Source organism: Branchiibius cervicis (genome assembly GCF_042661605.1).
Classification (GTDB): domain Bacteria; phylum Actinomycetota; class Actinomycetes; order Actinomycetales; family Dermatophilaceae; genus Branchiibius; species Branchiibius cervicis.
Map to the genome: position 1 here is coordinate 3,666,379 of NZ_JBHSWJ010000002.1, position 17,777 is coordinate 3,684,155.

The 17,777-nt window shown below is 67.8% G+C and carries 20 protein-coding genes and 1 pseudogene; 11 read left to right on the forward strand and 10 right to left on the reverse strand.

Annotated elements, in window-relative coordinates:
- Nucleotides 1–3 precede the first annotated feature (3 nt).
- Nucleotides 4–465 (forward strand): MarR family winged helix-turn-helix transcriptional regulator, encoded by a 462-nt coding sequence (locus tag ACFQBT_RS18955; RefSeq protein WP_377825141.1) that lies wholly within the window; start codon nucleotides 4–6, stop codon nucleotides 463–465.
- Nucleotides 466–565: 100 nt separating this feature from the next.
- Nucleotides 566–1,816: an MFS transporter gene (locus ACFQBT_RS18960; protein ID WP_377825143.1), complete on the forward strand. Its 1,251-nt coding sequence runs from the start codon at nucleotides 566–568 to the stop codon at nucleotides 1,814–1,816.
- A 2-nt stretch (nucleotides 1,817–1,818) separates the two neighbouring features.
- Here the strand turns inward: ACFQBT_RS18960 and ACFQBT_RS18965 are convergent, their stop codons facing one another.
- Nucleotides 1,819–3,099 carry a glycoside hydrolase family 15 protein gene (locus tag ACFQBT_RS18965; RefSeq protein WP_377825145.1) on the reverse strand — a complete coding sequence of 427 codons (1,281 nt, stop codon included), beginning with the start codon at nucleotides 3,097–3,099 and terminating at the stop codon, nucleotides 1,819–1,821.
- A gap of 51 nt (nucleotides 3,100–3,150) precedes the next feature.
- On the opposite strand from ACFQBT_RS18965, the gene ACFQBT_RS18970 reads away from it, so the two are divergent.
- Both ACFQBT_RS18970 and ACFQBT_RS18975 read left to right on the forward strand, forming a co-directional pair.
- Complete coding sequence (locus tag ACFQBT_RS18970) at nucleotides 3,151–4,260, forward strand: App1 family protein (protein WP_377825146.1); 1,110 nt, start codon at nucleotides 3,151–3,153, stop codon at nucleotides 4,258–4,260.
- The gene (locus ACFQBT_RS18975) at nucleotides 4,253–5,107 is read left to right on the forward strand and encodes an Fpg/Nei family DNA glycosylase (RefSeq protein ID WP_377825147.1); all 855 of its coding nucleotides are present in this window, start codon (nucleotides 4,253–4,255) and stop codon (nucleotides 5,105–5,107) included. The genes ACFQBT_RS18970 and ACFQBT_RS18975 overlap by 8 nt, the downstream gene beginning before the upstream one ends.
- On the opposite strand, the gene ACFQBT_RS18980 is transcribed toward ACFQBT_RS18975, so the two are convergent.
- Nucleotides 5,100–6,107 (reverse strand): LLM class flavin-dependent oxidoreductase, encoded by a 1,008-nt coding sequence (locus ACFQBT_RS18980; RefSeq protein ID WP_377825149.1) that lies wholly within the window; start codon nucleotides 6,105–6,107, stop codon nucleotides 5,100–5,102. The two genes, ACFQBT_RS18975 and ACFQBT_RS18980, sit on opposite strands and share 8 nt — an antisense overlap.
- A 36-nt stretch (nucleotides 6,108–6,143) precedes the next feature.
- On the opposite strand from ACFQBT_RS18980, the pseudogene ACFQBT_RS18985 reads away from it, so the two are divergent.
- Together ACFQBT_RS18985 and ACFQBT_RS18990 are read left to right on the forward strand one after the other, a co-directional pair.
- Nucleotides 6,144–6,910, forward strand: a pseudogene (locus ACFQBT_RS18985) (isocitrate lyase/PEP mutase family protein).
- Between the two features lie 74 nt (nucleotides 6,911–6,984).
- Nucleotides 6,985–8,097, forward strand: a complete 1,113-nt coding sequence (locus ACFQBT_RS18990; protein WP_377825151.1) for an MFS transporter — start codon at nucleotides 6,985–6,987, stop codon at nucleotides 8,095–8,097.
- Here ACFQBT_RS18990 and ACFQBT_RS18995 read toward each other — a convergent pair.
- Nucleotides 8,075–8,701, reverse strand: a complete 627-nt coding sequence (locus ACFQBT_RS18995) for a DUF1345 domain-containing protein (RefSeq protein WP_377825153.1) — start codon at nucleotides 8,699–8,701, stop codon at nucleotides 8,075–8,077. The two genes, ACFQBT_RS18990 and ACFQBT_RS18995, sit on opposite strands and share 23 nt — an antisense overlap.
- A gap of 3 nt (nucleotides 8,702–8,704) precedes the next feature.
- Nucleotides 8,705–9,013, reverse strand: coding sequence for a rhodanese-like domain-containing protein (locus ACFQBT_RS19000; RefSeq protein ID WP_377825155.1), 309 nt, complete (start codon nucleotides 9,011–9,013; stop codon nucleotides 8,705–8,707).
- 196 nt (nucleotides 9,014–9,209) lie between these two features.
- Here ACFQBT_RS19000 and ACFQBT_RS19005 point away from each other — a divergent pair, with 196 nt between their 5' ends.
- Complete coding sequence (locus ACFQBT_RS19005; RefSeq protein WP_377825156.1) at nucleotides 9,210–9,809, forward strand: DUF1269 domain-containing protein; 600 nt, start codon at nucleotides 9,210–9,212, stop codon at nucleotides 9,807–9,809.
- Nucleotides 9,810–9,899: 90 nt separating this feature from the next.
- Nucleotides 9,900–10,370: a YbaK/EbsC family protein gene (locus ACFQBT_RS19010; protein ID WP_377825158.1), complete on the forward strand. Its 471-nt coding sequence runs from the start codon at nucleotides 9,900–9,902 to the stop codon at nucleotides 10,368–10,370.
- A 13-nt stretch (nucleotides 10,371–10,383) separates the two neighbouring features.
- Here the strand turns inward: ACFQBT_RS19010 and ACFQBT_RS19015 are convergent, their stop codons facing one another.
- Both ACFQBT_RS19015 and ACFQBT_RS19020 read right to left on the reverse strand, forming a co-directional pair.
- A complete protein-coding gene (locus ACFQBT_RS19015; RefSeq protein ID WP_377825159.1) occupies nucleotides 10,384–11,766 on the reverse strand; it encodes a CapA family protein in 1,383 nt (460 codons plus the stop codon).
- Nucleotides 11,763–12,338 carry a TetR/AcrR family transcriptional regulator gene (locus tag ACFQBT_RS19020; protein ID WP_377825160.1) on the reverse strand — a complete coding sequence of 192 codons (576 nt, stop codon included), beginning with the start codon at nucleotides 12,336–12,338 and terminating at the stop codon, nucleotides 11,763–11,765. Before ACFQBT_RS19020 ends, ACFQBT_RS19015 begins: the two co-directional genes overlap by 4 nt.
- A gap of 97 nt (nucleotides 12,339–12,435) precedes the next feature.
- On the opposite strand from ACFQBT_RS19020, the gene pdxY reads away from it, so the two are divergent.
- The gene (gene pdxY, locus ACFQBT_RS19025; RefSeq protein WP_377825161.1) at nucleotides 12,436–13,284 is read left to right on the forward strand and encodes a pyridoxal kinase PdxY; all 849 of its coding nucleotides are present in this window, start codon (nucleotides 12,436–12,438) and stop codon (nucleotides 13,282–13,284) included.
- 3 nt (nucleotides 13,285–13,287) lie between these two features.
- Here pdxY and ppk2 read toward each other — a convergent pair whose 3' ends face one another.
- Both ppk2 and ACFQBT_RS19035 read right to left on the reverse strand, forming a co-directional pair.
- Complete coding sequence (ppk2, locus tag ACFQBT_RS19030) at nucleotides 13,288–14,139, reverse strand: polyphosphate kinase 2 (RefSeq protein ID WP_377825562.1); 852 nt, start codon at nucleotides 14,137–14,139, stop codon at nucleotides 13,288–13,290.
- Nucleotides 14,140–14,269: 130 nt separating this feature from the next.
- Nucleotides 14,270–15,019, reverse strand: coding sequence for a VC0807 family protein (locus ACFQBT_RS19035; protein WP_377825163.1), 750 nt, complete (start codon nucleotides 15,017–15,019; stop codon nucleotides 14,270–14,272).
- Between the two features lie 57 nt (nucleotides 15,020–15,076).
- Between ACFQBT_RS19035 and ACFQBT_RS19040 the strand changes: the two genes are divergently transcribed.
- Nucleotides 15,077–15,442, forward strand: a complete 366-nt coding sequence (locus tag ACFQBT_RS19040; RefSeq protein WP_377825165.1) for a hypothetical protein — start codon at nucleotides 15,077–15,079, stop codon at nucleotides 15,440–15,442.
- Nucleotides 15,443–15,799: 357 nt separating this feature from the next.
- Here the strand turns inward: ACFQBT_RS19040 and ACFQBT_RS19045 are convergent, their stop codons facing one another.
- Nucleotides 15,800–16,186: a type II toxin-antitoxin system death-on-curing family toxin gene (locus ACFQBT_RS19045; protein WP_377825167.1), complete on the reverse strand. Its 387-nt coding sequence runs from the start codon at nucleotides 16,184–16,186 to the stop codon at nucleotides 15,800–15,802.
- Nucleotides 16,187–16,190: 4 nt separating this feature from the next.
- The gene (locus ACFQBT_RS19050) at nucleotides 16,191–16,391 is read right to left on the reverse strand and encodes a DNA-binding protein (protein ID WP_377825169.1); all 201 of its coding nucleotides are present in this window, start codon (nucleotides 16,389–16,391) and stop codon (nucleotides 16,191–16,193) included.
- Nucleotides 16,392–16,502: 111 nt separating this feature from the next.
- Here ACFQBT_RS19050 and ACFQBT_RS19055 point away from each other — a divergent pair, with 111 nt between their 5' ends.
- On the forward strand, nucleotides 16,503–17,690 hold the full coding sequence (locus ACFQBT_RS19055; protein ID WP_377825171.1) for an ATP-binding protein: 1,188 nt from the start codon (nucleotides 16,503–16,505) through the stop codon (nucleotides 17,688–17,690).
- The last annotated feature ends 87 nt before the right edge of the window (nucleotides 17,691–17,777 follow it).

The window sequence follows — 17,777 nt, forward strand, 5'->3', positions numbered from 1 at the left end:
GACATGAACGCCCCCGCAGCCGTCGCCATCGAGCCTGAAGTGGCCGACACCGGCTCCCGGCTGCTGTCCTCCGTCGCGCGCCTGAACCGGTGGGCGACCCGGCAGGCTGAGTTCGACACGCCACCGGCCCAGGCCCGATTGCTCGCGCTGATCAGCGAGGTCGGCCCGGCCCGGATCGGGGAACTGGCGATCGCCGACCACTCCAGCCAGCCGACCATGACCATCCAGGTGCAGCGGCTCGAGGCCGCGGGGTTCGTCCAGCGCCGCTCGGACCCCTCCGATGCCCGGGTTGCGCTGATCGAGATCACCCCCGAGGGCAGCGCCGCCCTCGAGGAGGTACGCCGCGCCCGCCGGGTCGCTCTCGCTCCGGCTCTGGCGTCGCTGACCCCGCAGGAGGTCGCGGCCATCAACACCGCCATCGGCGCGATCGACCGGATGGTGTCGTCGGTCGACGACGAGGAGTAGCGGCCGGCGGCGGCCCCCGGTGGCCGTCGGCGCCATCGGAACCAGGGAAATTTCGCGGCGGCGAAGTCCGTCCACATATATAGATACACGAAGGAACAAAATGGAACACGCACCCTCGTCAGAGGTGTCGATGTGGAAGCAGCCCAAGGCGGTCTGGGCCGTGGCGTTCGCCTCGGTCATCGCCTTCATGGGTATCGGCCTCGTCGACCCGATCCTGGCGCCGATCGCCGAACAGCTGCACGCCAGCCCGTCGCAGGTGTCGCTGCTGTTCACCAGTTATCTGGTCGTGATGGCGTTCGCGATGCTCATCACCGGCGCGGTGTCCAGCCGCATCGGGGCCAAGAAGACGCTGCTCGTGGGCTTGGGCATCATCGTCGTCGGTTCGGCCCTGGCCGGGTCGTCCGGCACGATCAACCAGATCATCGGTTGGCGGGCCGTCTGGGGCTTGGGTAACGCGCTGTTCGTCGCGACGGCCCTCGCGGCCATCGTGGGTGCCGCCCGGGGTTCGGTCGCCCAGGCGATCCTGCTCTACGAAGCGGCGCTGGGTCTGGGTATCGCGGCCGGTCCGCTGATCGGCGGCTTGCTGGGCGAGATCTCCTGGCGGGGACCGTTCTTCGGGGTTTCCGTGCTGATGGTCATCGCGATGCTCGTCACCGGGTTCCTACTGCCCAGCACTCCGAAGCCGGACCACCACACCTCCGTGCTGGAGCCGCTGCGCGCTTTGCGGCACGGCGCGCTGCGCACCGTCGGCATCACCGCACTGCTGTACAACTTCGGCTTCTTCACGCTGCTGGCGTGGACGCCGTTCACCCTGAACATGACCGCCATCCAGGTCGGTTTCATCTTCTTCGGCTGGGGCATCATGCTCGCGATCAGCTCGGTCTTCGTGGCCCCGAAGCTCCAGGCCCGCTTCGGCACGATGAACTCGGTGACGGGCGCGTTGTTCTGCTTCGCGCTGATCCTGGCGGTCATGGCACTGGCCACCTCCAGCAAACCGATCGTCATCATCTGCGTCGTCATCGCCGGCATCTTCCTGGGCATCAACAACACCCTGGTGACCGAGACCGTGATGAAGGCAGCGCCGGTCGAGCGGCCCGTTGCCTCTGCCGCCTACAGCTTCGTGCGGTTCCTCGGCGGCTCCGTCGCGCCGTACCTGGCGGGCAAGTTGGGTGAGCAGATCAACCCGCACGCTCCGTTCTGGCTGGGCGCGGTGATGGTCCTGCTGGCCATGGGCGTGCTGATCGTGTGGCGGCCGCTGTTCGCGCACATCGATGAGGAGCCCAACCACGGCGCCCTCGAGCGTGACTCCATCGAGGAAGCAGAGTTGCTGACCACCGCCGACGAGATGTGAGGTCAGGACGACAGTCGCGCGACGGCCAGCAGTACCAGTGAGGCCGTCCACGACAACGGCGCAACGGCGGCCGGCTCTCCCGAGGCGAGAACCTTCTCGGGCAAGGAGCCGGCCGCCGTCCGGTGTGCTCGCAGCCAGTTGAGCAGCGATCCCGCGTCCGCCTCCCGAGCCGATCCCGCGTGGGCCAGGGCCACGAGGGCGGTCTCCGGGGTCCAGCTGATCCCGTCGTCGCGCCATCCGACCCCCGGGGCCAGACCACCGCCGGGCCGGGTGATCCTCGGCTCGAGGGCGGCGAGCGCCGCAACAGCCCCCGGCTCGGCCCGGTCGCGGAACGGCGGCATGGTGAAGGCGACCGAGACGTCCGGGTCGTCACCGTCCGCATGCCGGGGAAAACCCGGGAAACGACCCGCGATCAGTTCATCGAACTGCCGCAACGCCAGCGCTGCCGTCGAGGCCTCCTCGCCGATGATCGGCAGCAGGTGGGTCGCCGCTTCGAGGCCGGCGGCGAGCATGGCGACGGTGCCCAGGGTGACGACCCGCTCGCTGACCTCCCAATAGTCGGGACCGGCAGGCGGCAGCTGATATCCGTGATCGGTGATGTCAAGGATGAGGGCGGTGCTCCGACGCACCAGGTCGGCCAGCGACGTCACCGCCGGGTCCGCGCCCGAGGGGAGCAGTCGGCGTACCTGGTCGGTCGCCCACAAGGCCCAGCCGACGCCGTCCAGCTGTCGCGTACGGTCGTCCGGCGCCCGGCCGGTCAGCGGATCGTAACGCGCCTGGAACCACCCGTCAGGGCTCTGAACCGTCTGCAAATAGGACAGATTCGCCAGCGCCGCCGCGGGCTGGCCGATCGTGGCCAGGGCTACGGCCGCCGTACTCGCATCGCGCGGCCAGACGTACCGCCAGCGCTGCGACCAGCCGGCCACGGTCGCCGGCAGGCCGAGGGTCAGGACGCGGACGTCGAGCATCGCACCGTCGACGAGCGAGGCCCAGGGGCCTTCGCGCGACCACGCGGGGGCGGCGTCGCGCCAGGCCTGCTCACCGGCCAGCAGCTGCGAGCGCGACGTGGCGTCGGCCAGGACGCGCGAGGAGGGTACGACGTCGCTCGGGTCCTGCACGAACTCCCGCTGGCCGGGGCGCGCCCAGGCGACCGTCTGCGACAGCAGCGGCATCGGACCCGGATGCTCGGTCAACCACCACTGGGTGCCGCCGAGGACACCGGCGAGCCCCGCGACACCGGCGAGAAGTCCCCTCCGGCTCAGCCCAGGTTGGGGGTCGCTCACCACCGCGTCAGGATAGATGTGCCCGGACAGGTCGGCGCATAGGCTGTGGCCATGTCCGACAGGCACATCGCTGCCCGCGCCGAAGATGCGCTGAACGACTGGTTGGCCGAGCGCCTGGCCGGTCGGGGCTGGACGACGCGCATCCTGGGTTACGTGGGCTACGGCAGCCCGCGGTTCGCGCGGGTCTTCGGGCGGGTGGTGCTGAGCCGCCCGGGCGACCCCAACCACGAGTGGGAGCAGGAGCACCCGGACGGACGGCGCGGGTACTGGGCCTACTTCACCGCGCCGCTGGCCGAGGTCGAGGTGACCATCACGGTGGGCGATGCCCAGGTGAGGGCGCAGACGGACCGCGGTGGCTACTTCGACGTGGTCCTGGAGGGGCATGGCCTGTCGGACGGCTGGCAGCAGGCCAGGTACGAGACCGACGGAGTCGTGCAGGAGGTGAAGCTGCAGATCATCGGTGACGACGTGCGGTTCGGGATCGTCAGCGACATCGACGACACCTGCCTGGTGACCTCGCTGCCGCGGCCGATGATCGCCGCCTGGAACTCCTTCGTGCTGGTCGAGACGGCCCGCCGCGCGGTGCCCGGGATGGCGGCGCTCTACCGCGCGCTTCGGGCTCGCGAACCGGACGCCCCCGTCATCTACCTGTCGACCGGAGCCTGGAACAACGAACCCATCCTGCGGCGCTTCCTGCGCCGGCACGGCTTCCCGGCGGGCCCCATGCTGCTGACCGACTGGGGCCCGACGGAGGAGCTGTGGTTCCGCAGCGGGCAGGGCCACAAGCGCACGGCGCTGCGCCGGCTCGCCAGCGAATTCCCACAGATCTCCTGGCTGCTCGTGGGCGATGACGGCCAGCACGACCCGAAGATCTACGAGGAGTTCACCCTCGAGCAGCCCGATCACGTCGCCGGGATCGCGATCCGCAAACTCACCGCGACGCAGCGGGTGCTGTCCCACGGGCACCCGCTGACCCACGACGACGTGACCGGCCGACCGGTGCGCGTGATGGTCTTCGAAGGCCCGGACGGCTACGCGTTGCATAGGCAGCTGCGGGGTGCGTTCCAGTTCGCACGGGCCGCGACCCGACGGCAGTGGGAGCAGGTCACGCCGCGAATCGATGCGACGACGCTCTCCTCGGCAGGGGATCGCGATGCCTGAACTGCCGGAGGTGCAGGGCCTGGTCGACTTCCTGTCCACCCGGATCGTGGACCACGCGGTGGCCGGGGTCGAGTTGGGTTCGTTCAGTGTGCTGAAAACCTACGACCCGCCGGTGACGGCGTTGTCCGGTCTGCTGGTGACCTCGGTGGCGCGACACGGCAAGTTCATCGACATCGACGCCGACGGGATCCACTTCATCTTCCATCTGTCCCGGGCGGGGTGGCTGCGCTGGTCGGACTCGCTGTCGAATACCGTTCTGCGGCCGGGGAAGTCGCCGATCGCCGTGCGGATGCGCTTCGACGACGGATCGGGGTTCGACCTCACCGAGGCGGGCACCCAGAAACGACTCGCAGCGTACGTCGTGCGGTCACCTTCCGAGGTCCCGGGGATCGCGTCGTTGGGACCTGAGCCCTTGGCCTTGACGGAACCGGACTTCGCCGCGTTGCTGGCCGGTCGGCGTACGCAGATCAAGGGCTTGTTGCGCGATCAGTCGGTGATCGCCGGGGTGGGGAACGCCTACTCCGACGAGGTGCTGCACGCCGCCAAGCTGTCGCCCTACGCGGTTGCGGGTTCCCTGACCGCAGAGGAGGTTTCGCGGCTCTACCTTGCGTTGCGCGCCACTCTCGAAACGGCGATCGCGGCCTCGGAGGGTAAGCCGGCCAAGGATCTCAAGGACGCCAAACGGGCCGGGATGCAGGTGCACGGCCGGGCCGGGGAGATCTGCCCGGTGTGCGGTGACACCGTGCGCGAGGTGTCGTTCGCGGACCGGTCCATGCAGTACTGCCCAACCTGTCAGACCGGCGGCAAGATCCTCGCCGACCGGCGGATGTCCCGGCTGCTCAAGTAGCCGGCGACCAGCCGAGGGCCGGGCCGAGGTGCTGGGCCATGTCGGTCAGGATCTGCACGTAGTCCTCGTGCTCAAAGCTGAACGGCAGGGCGAAGACGACCTCGTCGACCTCTTGATAACCGGCGTGCTCTGAAAGCTGCTGCGCCAGTTGGTCGCTCGTGCCGATCAGATCCGGGGAGAACAACATGCCCGGCCCCTGGAGTTCCCGCGTGCGCGGCAGTCGGGATTCGACGTACGCCGAGTACTTGGCCTTCTGCTCGGCGCTCGCCGAGTCCGTCGGGATGACCACGAGCCCTTGCGAGACCCGAGCTTCCGAACCCAGCGGGTGTGCCGCACGGTAGGCGCGGATCTGCTGCTGCTGGATGCGCGCGAAGTCCAGGCCGTCCTCCGGCTCGGGTTTGAGCACGCTGCTGGTCAGGAAGTTCAGCCCCTCCCGGCCTGCCCACACGGCCGAACGCAGGCTCGCCCCGCCGTACCAGACTCGGTCGGCCAGACCCGGTGAGTGCGGTTGCACCCGCGAGGAGAAGACCTCGATCCCCCGAGTGCCTTCGAACGTGGAGGCCTGCTCACCGCGTAGGAAGCGCACCAGTCGCAGCACGCGCTCGTAGCTGAAGTCCTCGACGTCGCCGGTGTCCGGATACAGCGCATCACGCACGGAGTCGTAGTTCATCGGCGGCCCGACGCTCACGCCGGGGTTGAGACGGCCACCGGTCAGGATGTCGACGGTCGCGAGGTCCTCGGCCAGGCGCAACGGGTTCTCCCAACCCAACGGCGTGACGGCCGTGCCCAATTCGATCCGTGAGGTGCGTTGCGAGGCTGCCGCAAGAATCGCGACCGGTGAGGACACGCCGTGTTGCAGGTGCCGGTGGCGCAGCCAGGCGCTATCGAAGCCGAGTTGCTCGCCCAGCTCGATCACCTGCAGCAGCGACTCGTGCCCGGGTGCCGGGTCAGCGGGGTCGAAGAGGCCGATCGTCAGAAAGCCCAGCCGCCGTAGGGTCATAGCGCGATCGTAGACGGGTGCCTACAGTCCAGTGATATGAGCACCGCGGATCGCGCCCTCACGCTCAAGGCGCTGCACGAAGCCCCCGAGATCCTCCAAGTCGTCAACGTGTGGGACGCCATCAGCGCAAAGACCATTGCTGATCTGCCGGGCACGAAAGCTATTGCCACAGCAGGCCATTCGATTGCGGCTTCCCTCGGGTACGCCGATGGCGGGATGCCGCTGGACGTCGCCCTGGCGGGGGCGAAGGTCGTGGTGGACGCCGTCGACCTGCCGGTCTCGGCGGATCTGGACGACGGGTACGACGACCCGGGCGAGACGATCCGCCGCGCGATCGGCCTGGGGATCGTGGGTGCGAACGTCGAGGATCGCAACCGGCCTTTCGACGAGGCCGTCGCAAGGGTCGCCGCCATCACCAAGGCTGCCCTGGCCGAAGGAGTGCAGTTCCAGTTGAACGCCCGCACCGACGCAATGCGCGACGAGACGCTGTCCCGGGAAGACCGGATCGAAGAAGCGATCCGGCGGGGGCGGGCGTTCATCGACGTCGGTGCGCCGGTGGTCTTCGTGCCCGGAGCCGTCGGGGCCGCCGATGTCCGTCAACTGGTCGAAGGGCTCGGTCCGGGCCGGCTGACCATCATCGGACTGCCCGGCGCGGTGCCCGCCCAGGAGTACGAAGCGCTCGGCGTGGCGCGCATTTCCTACGGACCGCTGACCCAGCGGGTCGCGCTGCGGGCGCTGCGCGACCTGGGGAGTCCCTCTACGACGGCGGAGTCATCCCCGTAGACACCCCCGCCCTGAACTGAGCCCACAGCCTCCGTAGGGTGGTGGCGCGTGAAGACCCCTGGTTGCGCGCCGCACTGGCGCTCTTCGCGGTCGGTTGGGGGCCAACCAGTTCGCGGCGATGCTGCCGGTCTACAAGACCCACGATCACGCGTCGTCCGCCGCCGTCACGGCCCTCTTCGGTGCCTATGCCATCGGCATCATCCCCGCCCTCCTGATCGTCTCGCCGATCTCGGACCGGATCGGCCGGCGCCGGGTGCTGCGGCCGGTGTTGCTGTTGTCCTTCGTCGCGACCTGCGTACTGATCGCCGGCGGAAGCCATCTGTGGTTGCTGCTGCTCGGCCGGTTACTGGCCGGGATCGCCTCCGGAGCGGCCTTCGCGCCCGGCACGGCGTGGGTGAAGGAGTTGTCCACCGGCGCAGCAGGCACCGGCGCCCGGCGCGCCACGATCGCCCTGTCGTCCGGCTTCGCCAGCGGACCGTTGGTCGCCGGGATCCTCGCCCAATGGGCGCCCTGGCCGACCGTACTGCCTTATCTGCCGCACCTGGTCCTCGCGGCGGTCATCACCGCGATCGCCTGGAACACTCCCGAGCCTGCCCGTGCCGTGGTCACCGAGCAGGAGCAGGAGAGTGAGGTCCTCGCCGCGTTGCGGGAGCCGACCTTCATCCGGCGGGTACTGCCTACGGCGCCATGGGTTTTCGGCTGTGCATCCGTCGGCTTCGCCACCCTGCCCGTGATCGCGCACATCCCCGGGCCGTCGATCGCGGTCGGCGGTGCCCTCGCCGCGCTGACGCTGTACTCAGGCGTACTGCTGCAACCCTTCGGCCGCCGTCTAGGCAGCGCGCCCAAGATGCTGGTGGCCGGTGCTCTCGCCGGGACCGCCGGGCTCCTGATCGCTGCCGTCATGGCGATCACGGGCGCCTGGTGGCTCGTGGTGCCGGCCGCGATCGGGCTTGGCGCGGCGTACGGGCTGATCCTGGTCGGAGGCCTGACCGGGGTGGAGCAGGTCGCGCAACCGGGCGATCTGGGCACCCTGAATGCCATCTTCTACAGCCTGACGTACGTCGGGTTCGCCGTTCCGTACCTCATCACCCTGGCGCTGGAGCACGTCTCCGGCACTGCGGTGATGCTCTTCGGCGGGGTGCTGCTCGCTCTCACGATCCCTTTGGTACTGATCCCCGATCGGGTCAGAGCCCGGCGATCAGGTTGATCAGCGCCGCCAGGATCATCGCCCCGAAGACGTAGGCCAGCAGGCTGTGGGCGAACGCCGAGCGGCGCATCGTGGAAGAGGCCAGGTCGGTGTCGGAGATCGCGTAGCTCATCCCCACCGCGAAGCCGGTGTAGAAGAAGTCGGAGTACTGCGGATCCTCCTGCTGGTGGTAATCGATGCCGCCCTTGGGGTCGCCGTAATAGAGGCGTGCGTAATGCAGCGCATACAGCACGTGGATCATGGCCCAGGAGGACAGTGCGGCCAGCACGGCCACCACGATGCCGGCGATCCGGTCCTCCTGGTTGCCCGACGCGATCACAATGAGCACGCCCACCAGGCTGAGCACGGCGGCCACCAGGGCGACCGTGTGCGTCAGGGTCCGGGACGGCTCCTCCCGCCGGGCGCGGGAGGCGGTCTGCTCCGGGCCGAGCGGCCAGAGTGTCCAGACCATCGAGATGACGAAGGTCAGCGCGAGGGCAGCCCAGCCGGCCAGCACCGAGGGCATCGGCCGCCCGCTGACCACGAGGAAGATCGTGCCGACGATGAGGCCGACGACGGCACCGACTCCCAGATGGGCAGCAGACGGTGATTCCTTCGAGAGCACGGGTCAGATGATCGTGGCGCCGTCGCGGTCGAGCTTCTTCCCGGCCGACTCCCAGGCGCTCATCCCGCCTTCGACATTGACCACGTCGAAACCCTGCTGCTCCAGCCAGGCGACGGCCTGGGCGGAGCGACCGCCCCGGCGGCACACCACCGGCAGTTCGTCGACCTCGGGCAGCTCATCGATCCGGCTGGGCAATTCGGACAACGGGATATGTACGGCGTTCGGCGCGTGGCCGGCGTCCCATTCGTCCTGCTCGCGAACGTCGAGGATGACCGCGTCGTCGGGAACCTGGCTCACAGTGATATCCGTCATGGCGCCATTCTCCCCTGTCGGCGCACCCTGTGTGTCACCTGCCGCAACCAGTTCCACACCCCGGTTTACCCACCCTTAGGGAGGGGCTGGTGGCACGGCCGCCCTCGGTAGCGTCGCAGGTGGTCGGAGCGTCTCGGGCTCTGCTCGGGGCAGCTTTGCAGACAGCCAAATTGCCTATGCGACAAAGGAGTTCGTGATGACCAAGAACATCGTGCTGATCAGCTGGGACGATTCCAGCAAGGCCTATGAGGCGTTCAGCAAATTCAAGGATCTCGACGCGGGCGCGATCCGCATCGACAGCTCCGCGGTCGTCGAGCGCGGCACCGACGGTCAGCTGAAGGTGACTGACGGCCAGGACAACGTGATCGGGATCGGTGCGCTCGGTGGCACCACCATCGGTCTGCTGCTCGGCATCCTCGGGGGTCCGCTCGGCGTACTCCTGGGTGGGGCCACCGGTGGCCTGATCGGCTCGCTGGCCGATGTGGACCGGGGAGACGCTTCGGACAGCGTGGTCGGCTCCGCCGGCCGCGCCATACCGCCTGGCCGCACCGCGATCGTTGCCGAGGTGGAGGAGACCTCGAACGACACCCTCGACGACTTCGTCAGCCAGAACGGCGCCACGTTGGTGCGCCGCTCCGAGGAGGACGTGCTGGACGAGATCGCGGATGCCGACGAGGCCGCCGACGCAGCCGCCGCTGCAGCTGAGGAGAAGTTGCACGAGGCGCACAAGGCCGAGCGCAAGGCCAAGCGCGACGAGAAGATCGCCAACCTCAAGGCCAAGCTGCACCACAACTGACCCCGGTCGATTCGACCACCGCGTGGCCCACGAGAGCGGATCTCGTGGGCCACGCCGCGTCCGTGGCCGCGACCTGGCTACCGTGGCGGCATGTCGCTCGACACCGTCCGCGCCTACTTCGCGACCCTCGGCCGGGAGGACGAACTGCTCGTCACCCCCGGGTCCAGTCACACCGTCGCCGAGGCCGCAGCAGCGTTCGGTGTCGAACCGGCTCGCATCGCCAAAACCCTTGCCTACACAGGTGAGACCGACGACACCTGTGAGCTGATCGTGATGGCCGGCGACGCCCGCTCCGATAACGCGCTCTTCAAAGCTCGGTTCGGCCGCAAGGCGAGCATGCTCAAACCTGAGGTCGTCCTTGAGTTGACCGGGCACCGGGTCGGCGGTGTCTGCCCCTTCGCCAACCCACCGGGGGTCACCGTCTGGTTGGACACCTCACTGCAACGCTTCGACACCGTGTTCCCGGCGGCCGGCAGTCCCGACTCCGCGGTCGAGCTCTCGTTGCCCGACCTGGAGCATTTGTCGCACGCCGCCGGATGGGTGACGGTCGGCAAGGTGTGAGGTCAAACAGCTCCTACGCGCTGACCGTTACCCCGTCGATCATGCCTTGACCGGTCGTCTCGTCGATCTCGATCCGGGTGCCCAGCGGCTCGCTCAACTCGGCCAGTCGCTTCAGGATCCGCACAGCGGTGTCGTGCGGCGCAAGGCGGGGGATGCCCCGTTCGGCGTCCCGACCGTCGTACCGCAGCTCGATCGGATGCAGCAGGATCCGATCGACGGAACCGTCGGCACGGTAGCCCACCACCGGGATCACGCTTTCGAACCACACCGATTCGCCGAAGACCCCGTTCACGCGTTGCCACTCCAGGAACTCCGCCGGTGTCGTGGTGCGCGGATCCATCCCGGACCAGGCGGGGGACAAACGCCAGATGCGGCGCTCCCACTCGCCACGGGTGACGACCGGTTGGGCGTTGTCCATGAAACAGAAGTTCCCTAGGGAATAGAAAGCCGGTCGCCCCTCGATCCACTCGATTCCGCGCAGTTGATGCGGCCCGTGGCCCACCACCACGTCCGCACCGTTGGCGACCGCCAGCCTGGCCAGCTCTCGCAGGAAGGAGGGCGCTTGGGTAGCCCAGTTGTTCGGCTCGTGGGCGTGCACGGCGGTTACCACGTAGTCCGCCGTCTGCCGCGCTTGGCGGATATTGAGAAGCACGCCCGCCAGGTCCTGTTCGTCCATCCGATAGATCGCGTCGACACAGGATTCAGCGCCCTCCGGCAGCGCGGCGTACTGCTGGTCGAAGAGGGTGACGACGTCAAGCATTTGGTCAACCAGAAGCAGGATGTCCGGACGCAGATGAGGGACCTGCGCATCGCGGATCGCGCGCAGTTGGTTGAGCTGTTCGGGGCTCACCAGGGCCACCCGGTTCAGGCCGATCGTGCTAGCGCCGGGTCGACCGGCGACCTGCCCGAGCGGGTCCTCTGCGGGAGTGTCGGATTCGAACGTGGTGGTGCACGAGACGAGTGCAGCCCGGGCGGCCGCGCCGTCGAAGGTGACCGGGGCTCGGGCGGCGCTGAGCGTGCTCCCGGTCCCCGCGATACCAAGTCCCGCTGCGCGCAGCTGATCGTCCGTCCTGCGCAGCCCCTCGTGGCCCCAGTCGGTGCTGTGATTGTTGGCCCGGGAAAGGAGGTGGAAACCCAGCCCGGCCAGGTCGGCCGCGACCTCGGGTGGGGAGTTGAGCCAGCCGAAACCGGACTGTGCCGCCGGGTGGCCGGTGAAGGTGTTCAGGTCGATGATGCTGCCTTCGAAATTGCCGACCACCAGATCCGCTTGGCGCAGGATCCGCAAGAGATCGCACGAATCCCGTTGCAGGAGTTGCAGAATCGGTTGCGTGATGATGATGTCACCCACGAAGGCAGCGGTGTATTCGACCGGGACCTTCGGCGTTGTGGCGCTCATGGCGTGACCTTCAGCGGCGGGTGCGCGATGAGCGCCTGGATGGCGGTGCGGTACTGCGCTTCCGGTACGTCGATGCGCTTGATGGACTGCCGGTAGAGAGTCAGCCCGGCGAGCAGGTCGAGCACGACATCGGGATCGACGAGCGGGTCGATCTCTCCGCGAGCGATCCCGCGCTCGATGATCTCGACCCCTTGATCGCGGCGCTTGACGAGCACTTTGTCCCACAACAAGGCGAAGACACCGGGCTCGAAGACCGCAGGTAACCCCCGGACGATGCCGCCACGGATCAGGCGCGGCTGGTTCTGGTAGTCCCGGCTGAAGAGAACATGGTCGACCAGGTCGTCCTCGAGATTGCCGTGGTCCGGTAGCGGGCCGAGTTGCAGCACTGTGGTGGCGGCGGCGGCGACCAACTCATCCTTGCCGGAGAACCGACGGTAGATCGCGGGCCGACCGCAGCCCGCGACCCGTGCGACGGCCTCCATGCTGAGAGCGGTGTATCCGTCCTCAAGCACCAGATCCACTGTCGCGGCGAGGATCCGCCGCGTGAGATCCTCATCCTGTGGTCGCCCCATTGTCACGGCTCCCTGCGTCTTCACATTCGTTACACTACGTAACGGAATTACCGCTGTCGACCGGTTGTGCGCAAGTGCGCGGTTAGGCTGACCGGTCGTGAAGGTCCTGTCGATCCAGAGCTCCGTCGCCTACGGCCATGCCGGCAATTCCTCCGCGGTCTTTCCGCTGCAGCGGCTCGGGCACGAAGTGTGGCCGGTCTACACCGTGCACTTCTCCAACCACACCGGGTACGGCCAGTGGCGCGGGCCGGTCTTCAGCCCGGAAACCGTCGCCGACGTCGTCCTGGGGATCGAGGAGCGCGGTGTGCTGCCGCAATGCGACGCGGTCCTATCGGGCTACATGGGCGATGCCGAGATCGGCGAGGTCATCCTCGATGCGGTGGCCCGGGTCAAGGCGGCCAATCCCGCAGCGGTCTACTGCGCCGATCCGGTGATGGGCGACGTGGGACGCGGCTTCTTCGTGCGTGAGGGCATACCGCAGTTCATGCGTGACCGGGTCGTGCCCGTCGCCGACATCCTGACTCCGAACCAGTTCGAGTTGGAGTACCTCACCGGCGGGCCGATCGAAACGGTGGACGACCTGCTCGAGGCCGTGAACGACGTACGTGAACGAGGTCCGAAGACGGTCCTGGTCACCTCGGTGCAGACCGACGAGACGCCGGCGGACTCGGTGCAGATGGTGCTGGCCACCGACGAGGGTGCGTGGTTGGTGACCACCCCGCTACTGCCGATGTACGTCTCGGGCGCGGGCGACGCGACGGCGGCGATTTTCCTGGCCCACGTCCTGGATCAGGATCCCGCCACGGCGCTCGCGGAGACCGCGGACTCGGTCTTCACCATCATGGCGACCACCCACGAGGCGGGGTCGCGGGAGATTGCGTTGATCGCGGCTCAGGACGGAATCGCCCACCCCAGTGGGCGATTCACCGCCATCAAGCTGCGCTGAGGCCTACCGGCCGGCCCGGTAGCCGCCCTGGAAGCCGGCCTCACCCTCGTCCAGGATCTGCTTGCCCGAGCCGACGATCAGCGGGTCAGGAGCGCCCACGACTGTCGGGTCCTTGGCCGGGTAGGGCAGCCGGGACAGCACGAAGCGCATCGCCTCGATCCGGCCGCGCTTCTTGTCGTTGGATTTCACGACCGTCCAGGGCGCCCACGGGGTGTCGGTGGCGGCGAACATCGCTTCCTTCGCCTCGGTGTAGGCGTCCCACTTGTCCAGGCTGGCCAGGTCGGTCGGGGACAGCTTCCACTGCTTCAGCGGGTCGGTACGGCGCTTCTCGAACCGCGTCACCTGCTCCTGCTGACCCACGGAGAACCAGAACTTCATCAGCCGGGTGCCGGAGTTGACCAGCATCTGCTCGAACCCGGGCGCCGAACGCATGAACTCGTCATACTGCGCATCGGTGCAGTAACCCATGACCCGCTCGACGCCGGCGCGGTTGTACCAGGAGCGGTCGAAGAAGACGATCTCCCCGGCGGTCGGCAGGTGCGAGACGTAACGCTGGAAGTACCACTGCGACATCTCACGCTCGGTCGGCTTCTCCAGCGCGACGACCCGTGCACCACGGGGGTTGAGGTGCTCGGTGAAACGCTTGATCGAACCGCCCTTGCCGGCCGCGTCGCGCCCTTCGAAGACCAGGACGACCTTCTCGCCGGACTCCTTGACCCACGCCTGCATCTTCAGCAACTCGATCTGCAGCCCCTTCTTGAGCCGCTCGTACTCCCGCCGCGACATCTTCGTGTCGTAGGGATAGTTGTGCTTCCAGGTCTCGGTCTCGTCAACTCCGCCGAGTGCGGTCAGGATCGTGCCCTCTTCGGGTTGGAGTAGGTCCGTCTTCTTGGAAGGCTTCGACTTGACCACGGGGCAACCTCCGGCATGAAACGAATGTGCGGTACGTCGAGAAACTACCGCGTCCGGCTGCTGCGACGCGCCGCTACTCCAGGAAGGCGGCCTCGGCAGTCGCAGCCTCGGGGGCGTCCACCCGCAGGACGTTGTCGTTGGTCAGGTACCCGGCGCGCCTGGCCAGAGTCCGTGAGCGTTGGACGAACCAGATCTGCCACGCGACCAGGATCAGGAACGTCACCACGGTGATACCCGTCGTACTGGCAACGGCCACATCGAGGTTGACGGTGTAGATCAGCCACAGCCGCAGGATCGACTCCAGGATCAGGCCGACGCCCCAGACGCAGGACATCACGTAGAACCCGATGCGGAAGTTGCGGCACTGTGCCCAGCCGCGCTCGAGTTCGCCGCGGGCCCGGGCGTCCTTGCCGGCCAGGCGCTTGCCGACCATGAAGGTGATCGGGTGTTTGACGACGGCGGATCCGATCATGACCAGGCCGCCGGCGATGGTGGCTGCTGCTCCTTTGGCCAGCATGAACCGGGGGTCGCCGGTGACCAGGGACAGGCCCAGACCGCCGGCGAAGACCACCAGCATGAAGACGGAGAAGCCGTCGAGCTCGCCGTTCTTGCGGATCAGCCAGACCATCCGGACGCCGGCGGCGATGGTGGCGATGAACAGCGACGCCGTCATCCCGATGTGCACCAGTCGGGCCAGGTAGTAGGCGACCAGCGGCACCGCGACGTCCAGCGCCATCATCGTGCCGAGGCCGCGCATCGCAATGGTGCTGGCGTACCGACCGCCGTCGGCCATCATGTCGTTGATGGTGCGGATGGGGTGCACGCAGGCTCCTCGTTCGGCTGGCCGGATCGGCGATGTGACCTAGGCCATACTGCCAGTATGGCGGACTCCGTGGCGCAGTACCTGGCGAGCGCTCCAGAGGCGGGCCGGCCGTGGTTGCGTGAGTTCTGGACGTACGTCGAGACCCACTTCCCGTCGGTACCTCCCGTGATGTTCCGCGGCGTGCCGATGTACAAGTTCGCCTCGTCCTATCTGGACGGTTACGTGATGTTCACGGCGGCCAAGACGCATTTCGCGACGCACGCGATCGACTTCGACCTCGTGTCCGACTTCCGCGCGCGCATCCCCGGGGCAGCCGGCGGTAAGGGGAATGTGGCGGTGAAATACCCGAATCTCGAGGCGCAACCGCTGCTGAAGGAGTTCGTCGACGCCGTGATGGTGCGGCACGAGATCCCGCGCGTGTAGGCCCCGGGCGCTCATGTGCCGATTCTGAGGACTTCGACGTTCGTGAGGTCGCAACTGGTCGCATTACGCCTCAACAACGTCGTTCACCTCAGAATTCGTGCGCATCGGATATGGGGGACTCGCGTCAGCCCGCGACCCGGTAGGCGGAGAGGCTGGTACTGCCGCCCGAGCTGTCTTCGATGTCGTAGTGGTGGTCGAGTTGGCCGGTGTGCCGTGGCCGCCCGTTGAGCAGGCGGTGACGGTGAGGCCGCCCGCCATGACGGTGACCAGGATCCCCTGATCGAACGCATGTGCTGAACGTAGGCAAGAACGGTTGGCCCGCGCGGCCCGCGGCAGCCGAGTCGTGGATAACCTCCGTCAGTCCCGCGTCGTGAGTTCTCGAAGTCGCTCGGCAATGGAAGTGGCGTCGGGCAGGTCGTCGGTAGCAATGGCGATGACCAGGTCGAAGAGGTCGTCCTGGCTGGCAATGCTGTGCCATTCGTTGAGCCCGAGGAACAGCAGTGTGGAGATGAGCGCGGTGCGTTTGTTGCCGTCCTGGAACGGGCGATTCTTGATAAGTGACTGCAGCAGCGCAGCGGCCTGCTGGTGGACGTCTGGATACGCGGGTTCGCCGAAAACCGTTGCGCGAGGACGGAATACGGCGGACTCGAGGAGGCCAGGATCGAGGACGACCGGCTGCATTCCCGTCGCGGCTGCACTCGCGACGAGGACGTCCTCGACCGTGAGGAATTCGGTGTCGGTCATGGTGTCACGCGTCAGCGAGGCGATCGAGGACCTCGCGGTTCTGCGAGGTCAGCCGCGCAAGCAGCGCGTCGCGGCGCTGAGCGCGGCGACTCGTGTACTCCTCGATGGCCTGGATGGCGACCGCCTGCATGGACCTGCCCTCGCGCTCGGCCGTCGTACGCAATGCCTCGGTCTGCTCGTCGGTGAGTCGCAGGTTCATCGCCATAGCCAGATGGTACTAAGTGGTGTCACGTGGTACCAGCACGTTTGAGACGACACGATCGGGCTCGCTAGGGATATATCGGACGATCGCTAGATTGGCGTATACGGTGCGATCGTGGACCCGATCCGTAACCCGTACGCTCCCGGCGCCGGCCAGCGACCGCCCGAGTTGGCCGGCCGCGACGAGCAGCTGTCGACCTTCGCGATCACCTTGGAGCGTGTCGCGCGCGGGCGTCCGGAGCGGTCGGTGGTGCTGATCGGGCTGCGCGGCGTCGGCAAGACGGTGCTGCTGAACGCGCTGCGATCCTCCGCGGTGCGCGCCGGATGGGGGACCGGCAAGCTCGAGGCCCGTCCGGAACAGCGACTGCGGCGGCCGTTGTCGTCCGCGCTGCACCAGGGGTTGCGTGAGCTCGGCGCATCCGGGCCGGTCTTCGATCAGGTGCTGGGGGTGGTGAAGGCCTTCGCCCAACGCGAGGCCGGGCCGAACGCCAAGTTGCGGGACAAGTGGAGTCCGGGGATCGACGTACCTGCAGCGTCCGGGCGCGCCGACTCAGGTGACATCGAGATCGACTTGGTCGAATTGCTCTCCGACGTGGGCGGATTCGCCTCGGACGTGGGACGCGGAGTGGCCATCTTCATCGACGAGATGCAGGATCTGCATCCCGAGGACGTGTCGGCGCTGTGCGCGGCGTGCCACGAGATCAGTCAGTCGGGGTTGCCCGTGCTGGTCGTCGGGGCCGGACTGCCACACGTCCCGGCGGTGCTGTCGGCGTCGAAGTCCTACAGCGAGAGGCTGTTTCGGTTCGCCCGCATCGATCGACTGCCGCGTGCGGAGGCCGACCGCGCGTTGGTGACGCCGGCGGAGGAGGAGGGCGCGGCGTACGAGCCGGAGGCGTTGGAGGCGATGTACGCCGTGACGGGCGGCTACCCGTATTTCATCCAGGCCTACGGCAAGGTCGTGTGGGACGCGGCGACGGCCTCGCCGATCACGGCGGACGATGTCGCGATGGCGGCTCCGATCGCGGAGGCGGAGTTGGCCGTGGGGTTCTTCGGTTCTCGCTTCGAGCGCGCGACGCCGGGGGAGCGGGAGTATCTGCGGGCCATGGCGGAGGCGGCCGTAGAGGGGGACGACGCCGACTCGGTGCCCACATCGGAGGTGGCGCTAGTTCTCGGGCGCAAACCGCAATCCCTCTCTCCCGCAAGGGATGCGCTGCTGAAGAAGGGCTTGATCTACTCGGGCGAGCGGGGGCGGATCGCGTTCACGGTGCCGCACTTCGGGCAGTACCTGCGCTCGCAGGGCTGATACTGATCCCTTTCCGAGAACTTCATGACTTCAAGTCACAGCAGAACGGGGGTCGTGCGACTGTCGCCGCACCCGGTACCGCATCGG

Bases quoted from the DNA above. Each gene is read 5' to 3' on its own strand.
- ACFQBT_RS18955 (WP_377825141.1), top strand. From the start codon at position 4: ATGAACGCCCCCGCAGCCGTCGCCATCGAGCCTGAAGTGGCCGACACC.
- ACFQBT_RS18960 (WP_377825143.1), top strand. From the start codon at position 566: ATGGAACACGCACCCTCGTCAGAGGTGTCGATGTGGAAGCAGCCCAAG.
- ACFQBT_RS18970 (WP_377825146.1), top strand. From the start codon at position 3,151: ATGTCCGACAGGCACATCGCTGCCCGCGCCGAAGATGCGCTGAACGAC.
- ACFQBT_RS18975 (WP_377825147.1), top strand. From the start codon at position 4,253: ATGCCTGAACTGCCGGAGGTGCAGGGCCTGGTCGACTTCCTGTCCACC.
- ACFQBT_RS18980 (WP_377825149.1), bottom strand. From the start codon at position 6,107: ATGACCCTACGGCGGCTGGGCTTTCTGACGATCGGCCTCTTCGACCCC.
- ACFQBT_RS19000 (WP_377825155.1), bottom strand. From the start codon at position 9,013: ATGACGGATATCACTGTGAGCCAGGTTCCCGACGACGCGGTCATCCTC.
- ACFQBT_RS19005 (WP_377825156.1), top strand. From the start codon at position 9,210: ATGACCAAGAACATCGTGCTGATCAGCTGGGACGATTCCAGCAAGGCC.
- ACFQBT_RS19010 (WP_377825158.1), top strand. From the start codon at position 9,900: ATGTCGCTCGACACCGTCCGCGCCTACTTCGCGACCCTCGGCCGGGAG.
- ACFQBT_RS19015 (WP_377825159.1), bottom strand. From the start codon at position 11,766: ATGAGCGCCACAACGCCGAAGGTCCCGGTCGAATACACCGCTGCCTTC.
- ACFQBT_RS19020 (WP_377825160.1), bottom strand. From the start codon at position 12,338: ATGGGGCGACCACAGGATGAGGATCTCACGCGGCGGATCCTCGCCGCG.
- ACFQBT_RS19040 (WP_377825165.1), top strand. From the start codon at position 15,077: ATGGCGGACTCCGTGGCGCAGTACCTGGCGAGCGCTCCAGAGGCGGGC.
- ACFQBT_RS19045 (WP_377825167.1), bottom strand. From the start codon at position 16,186: ATGACCGACACCGAATTCCTCACGGTCGAGGACGTCCTCGTCGCGAGT.
- ACFQBT_RS19050 (WP_377825169.1), bottom strand. From the start codon at position 16,391: ATGGCGATGAACCTGCGACTCACCGACGAGCAGACCGAGGCATTGCGT.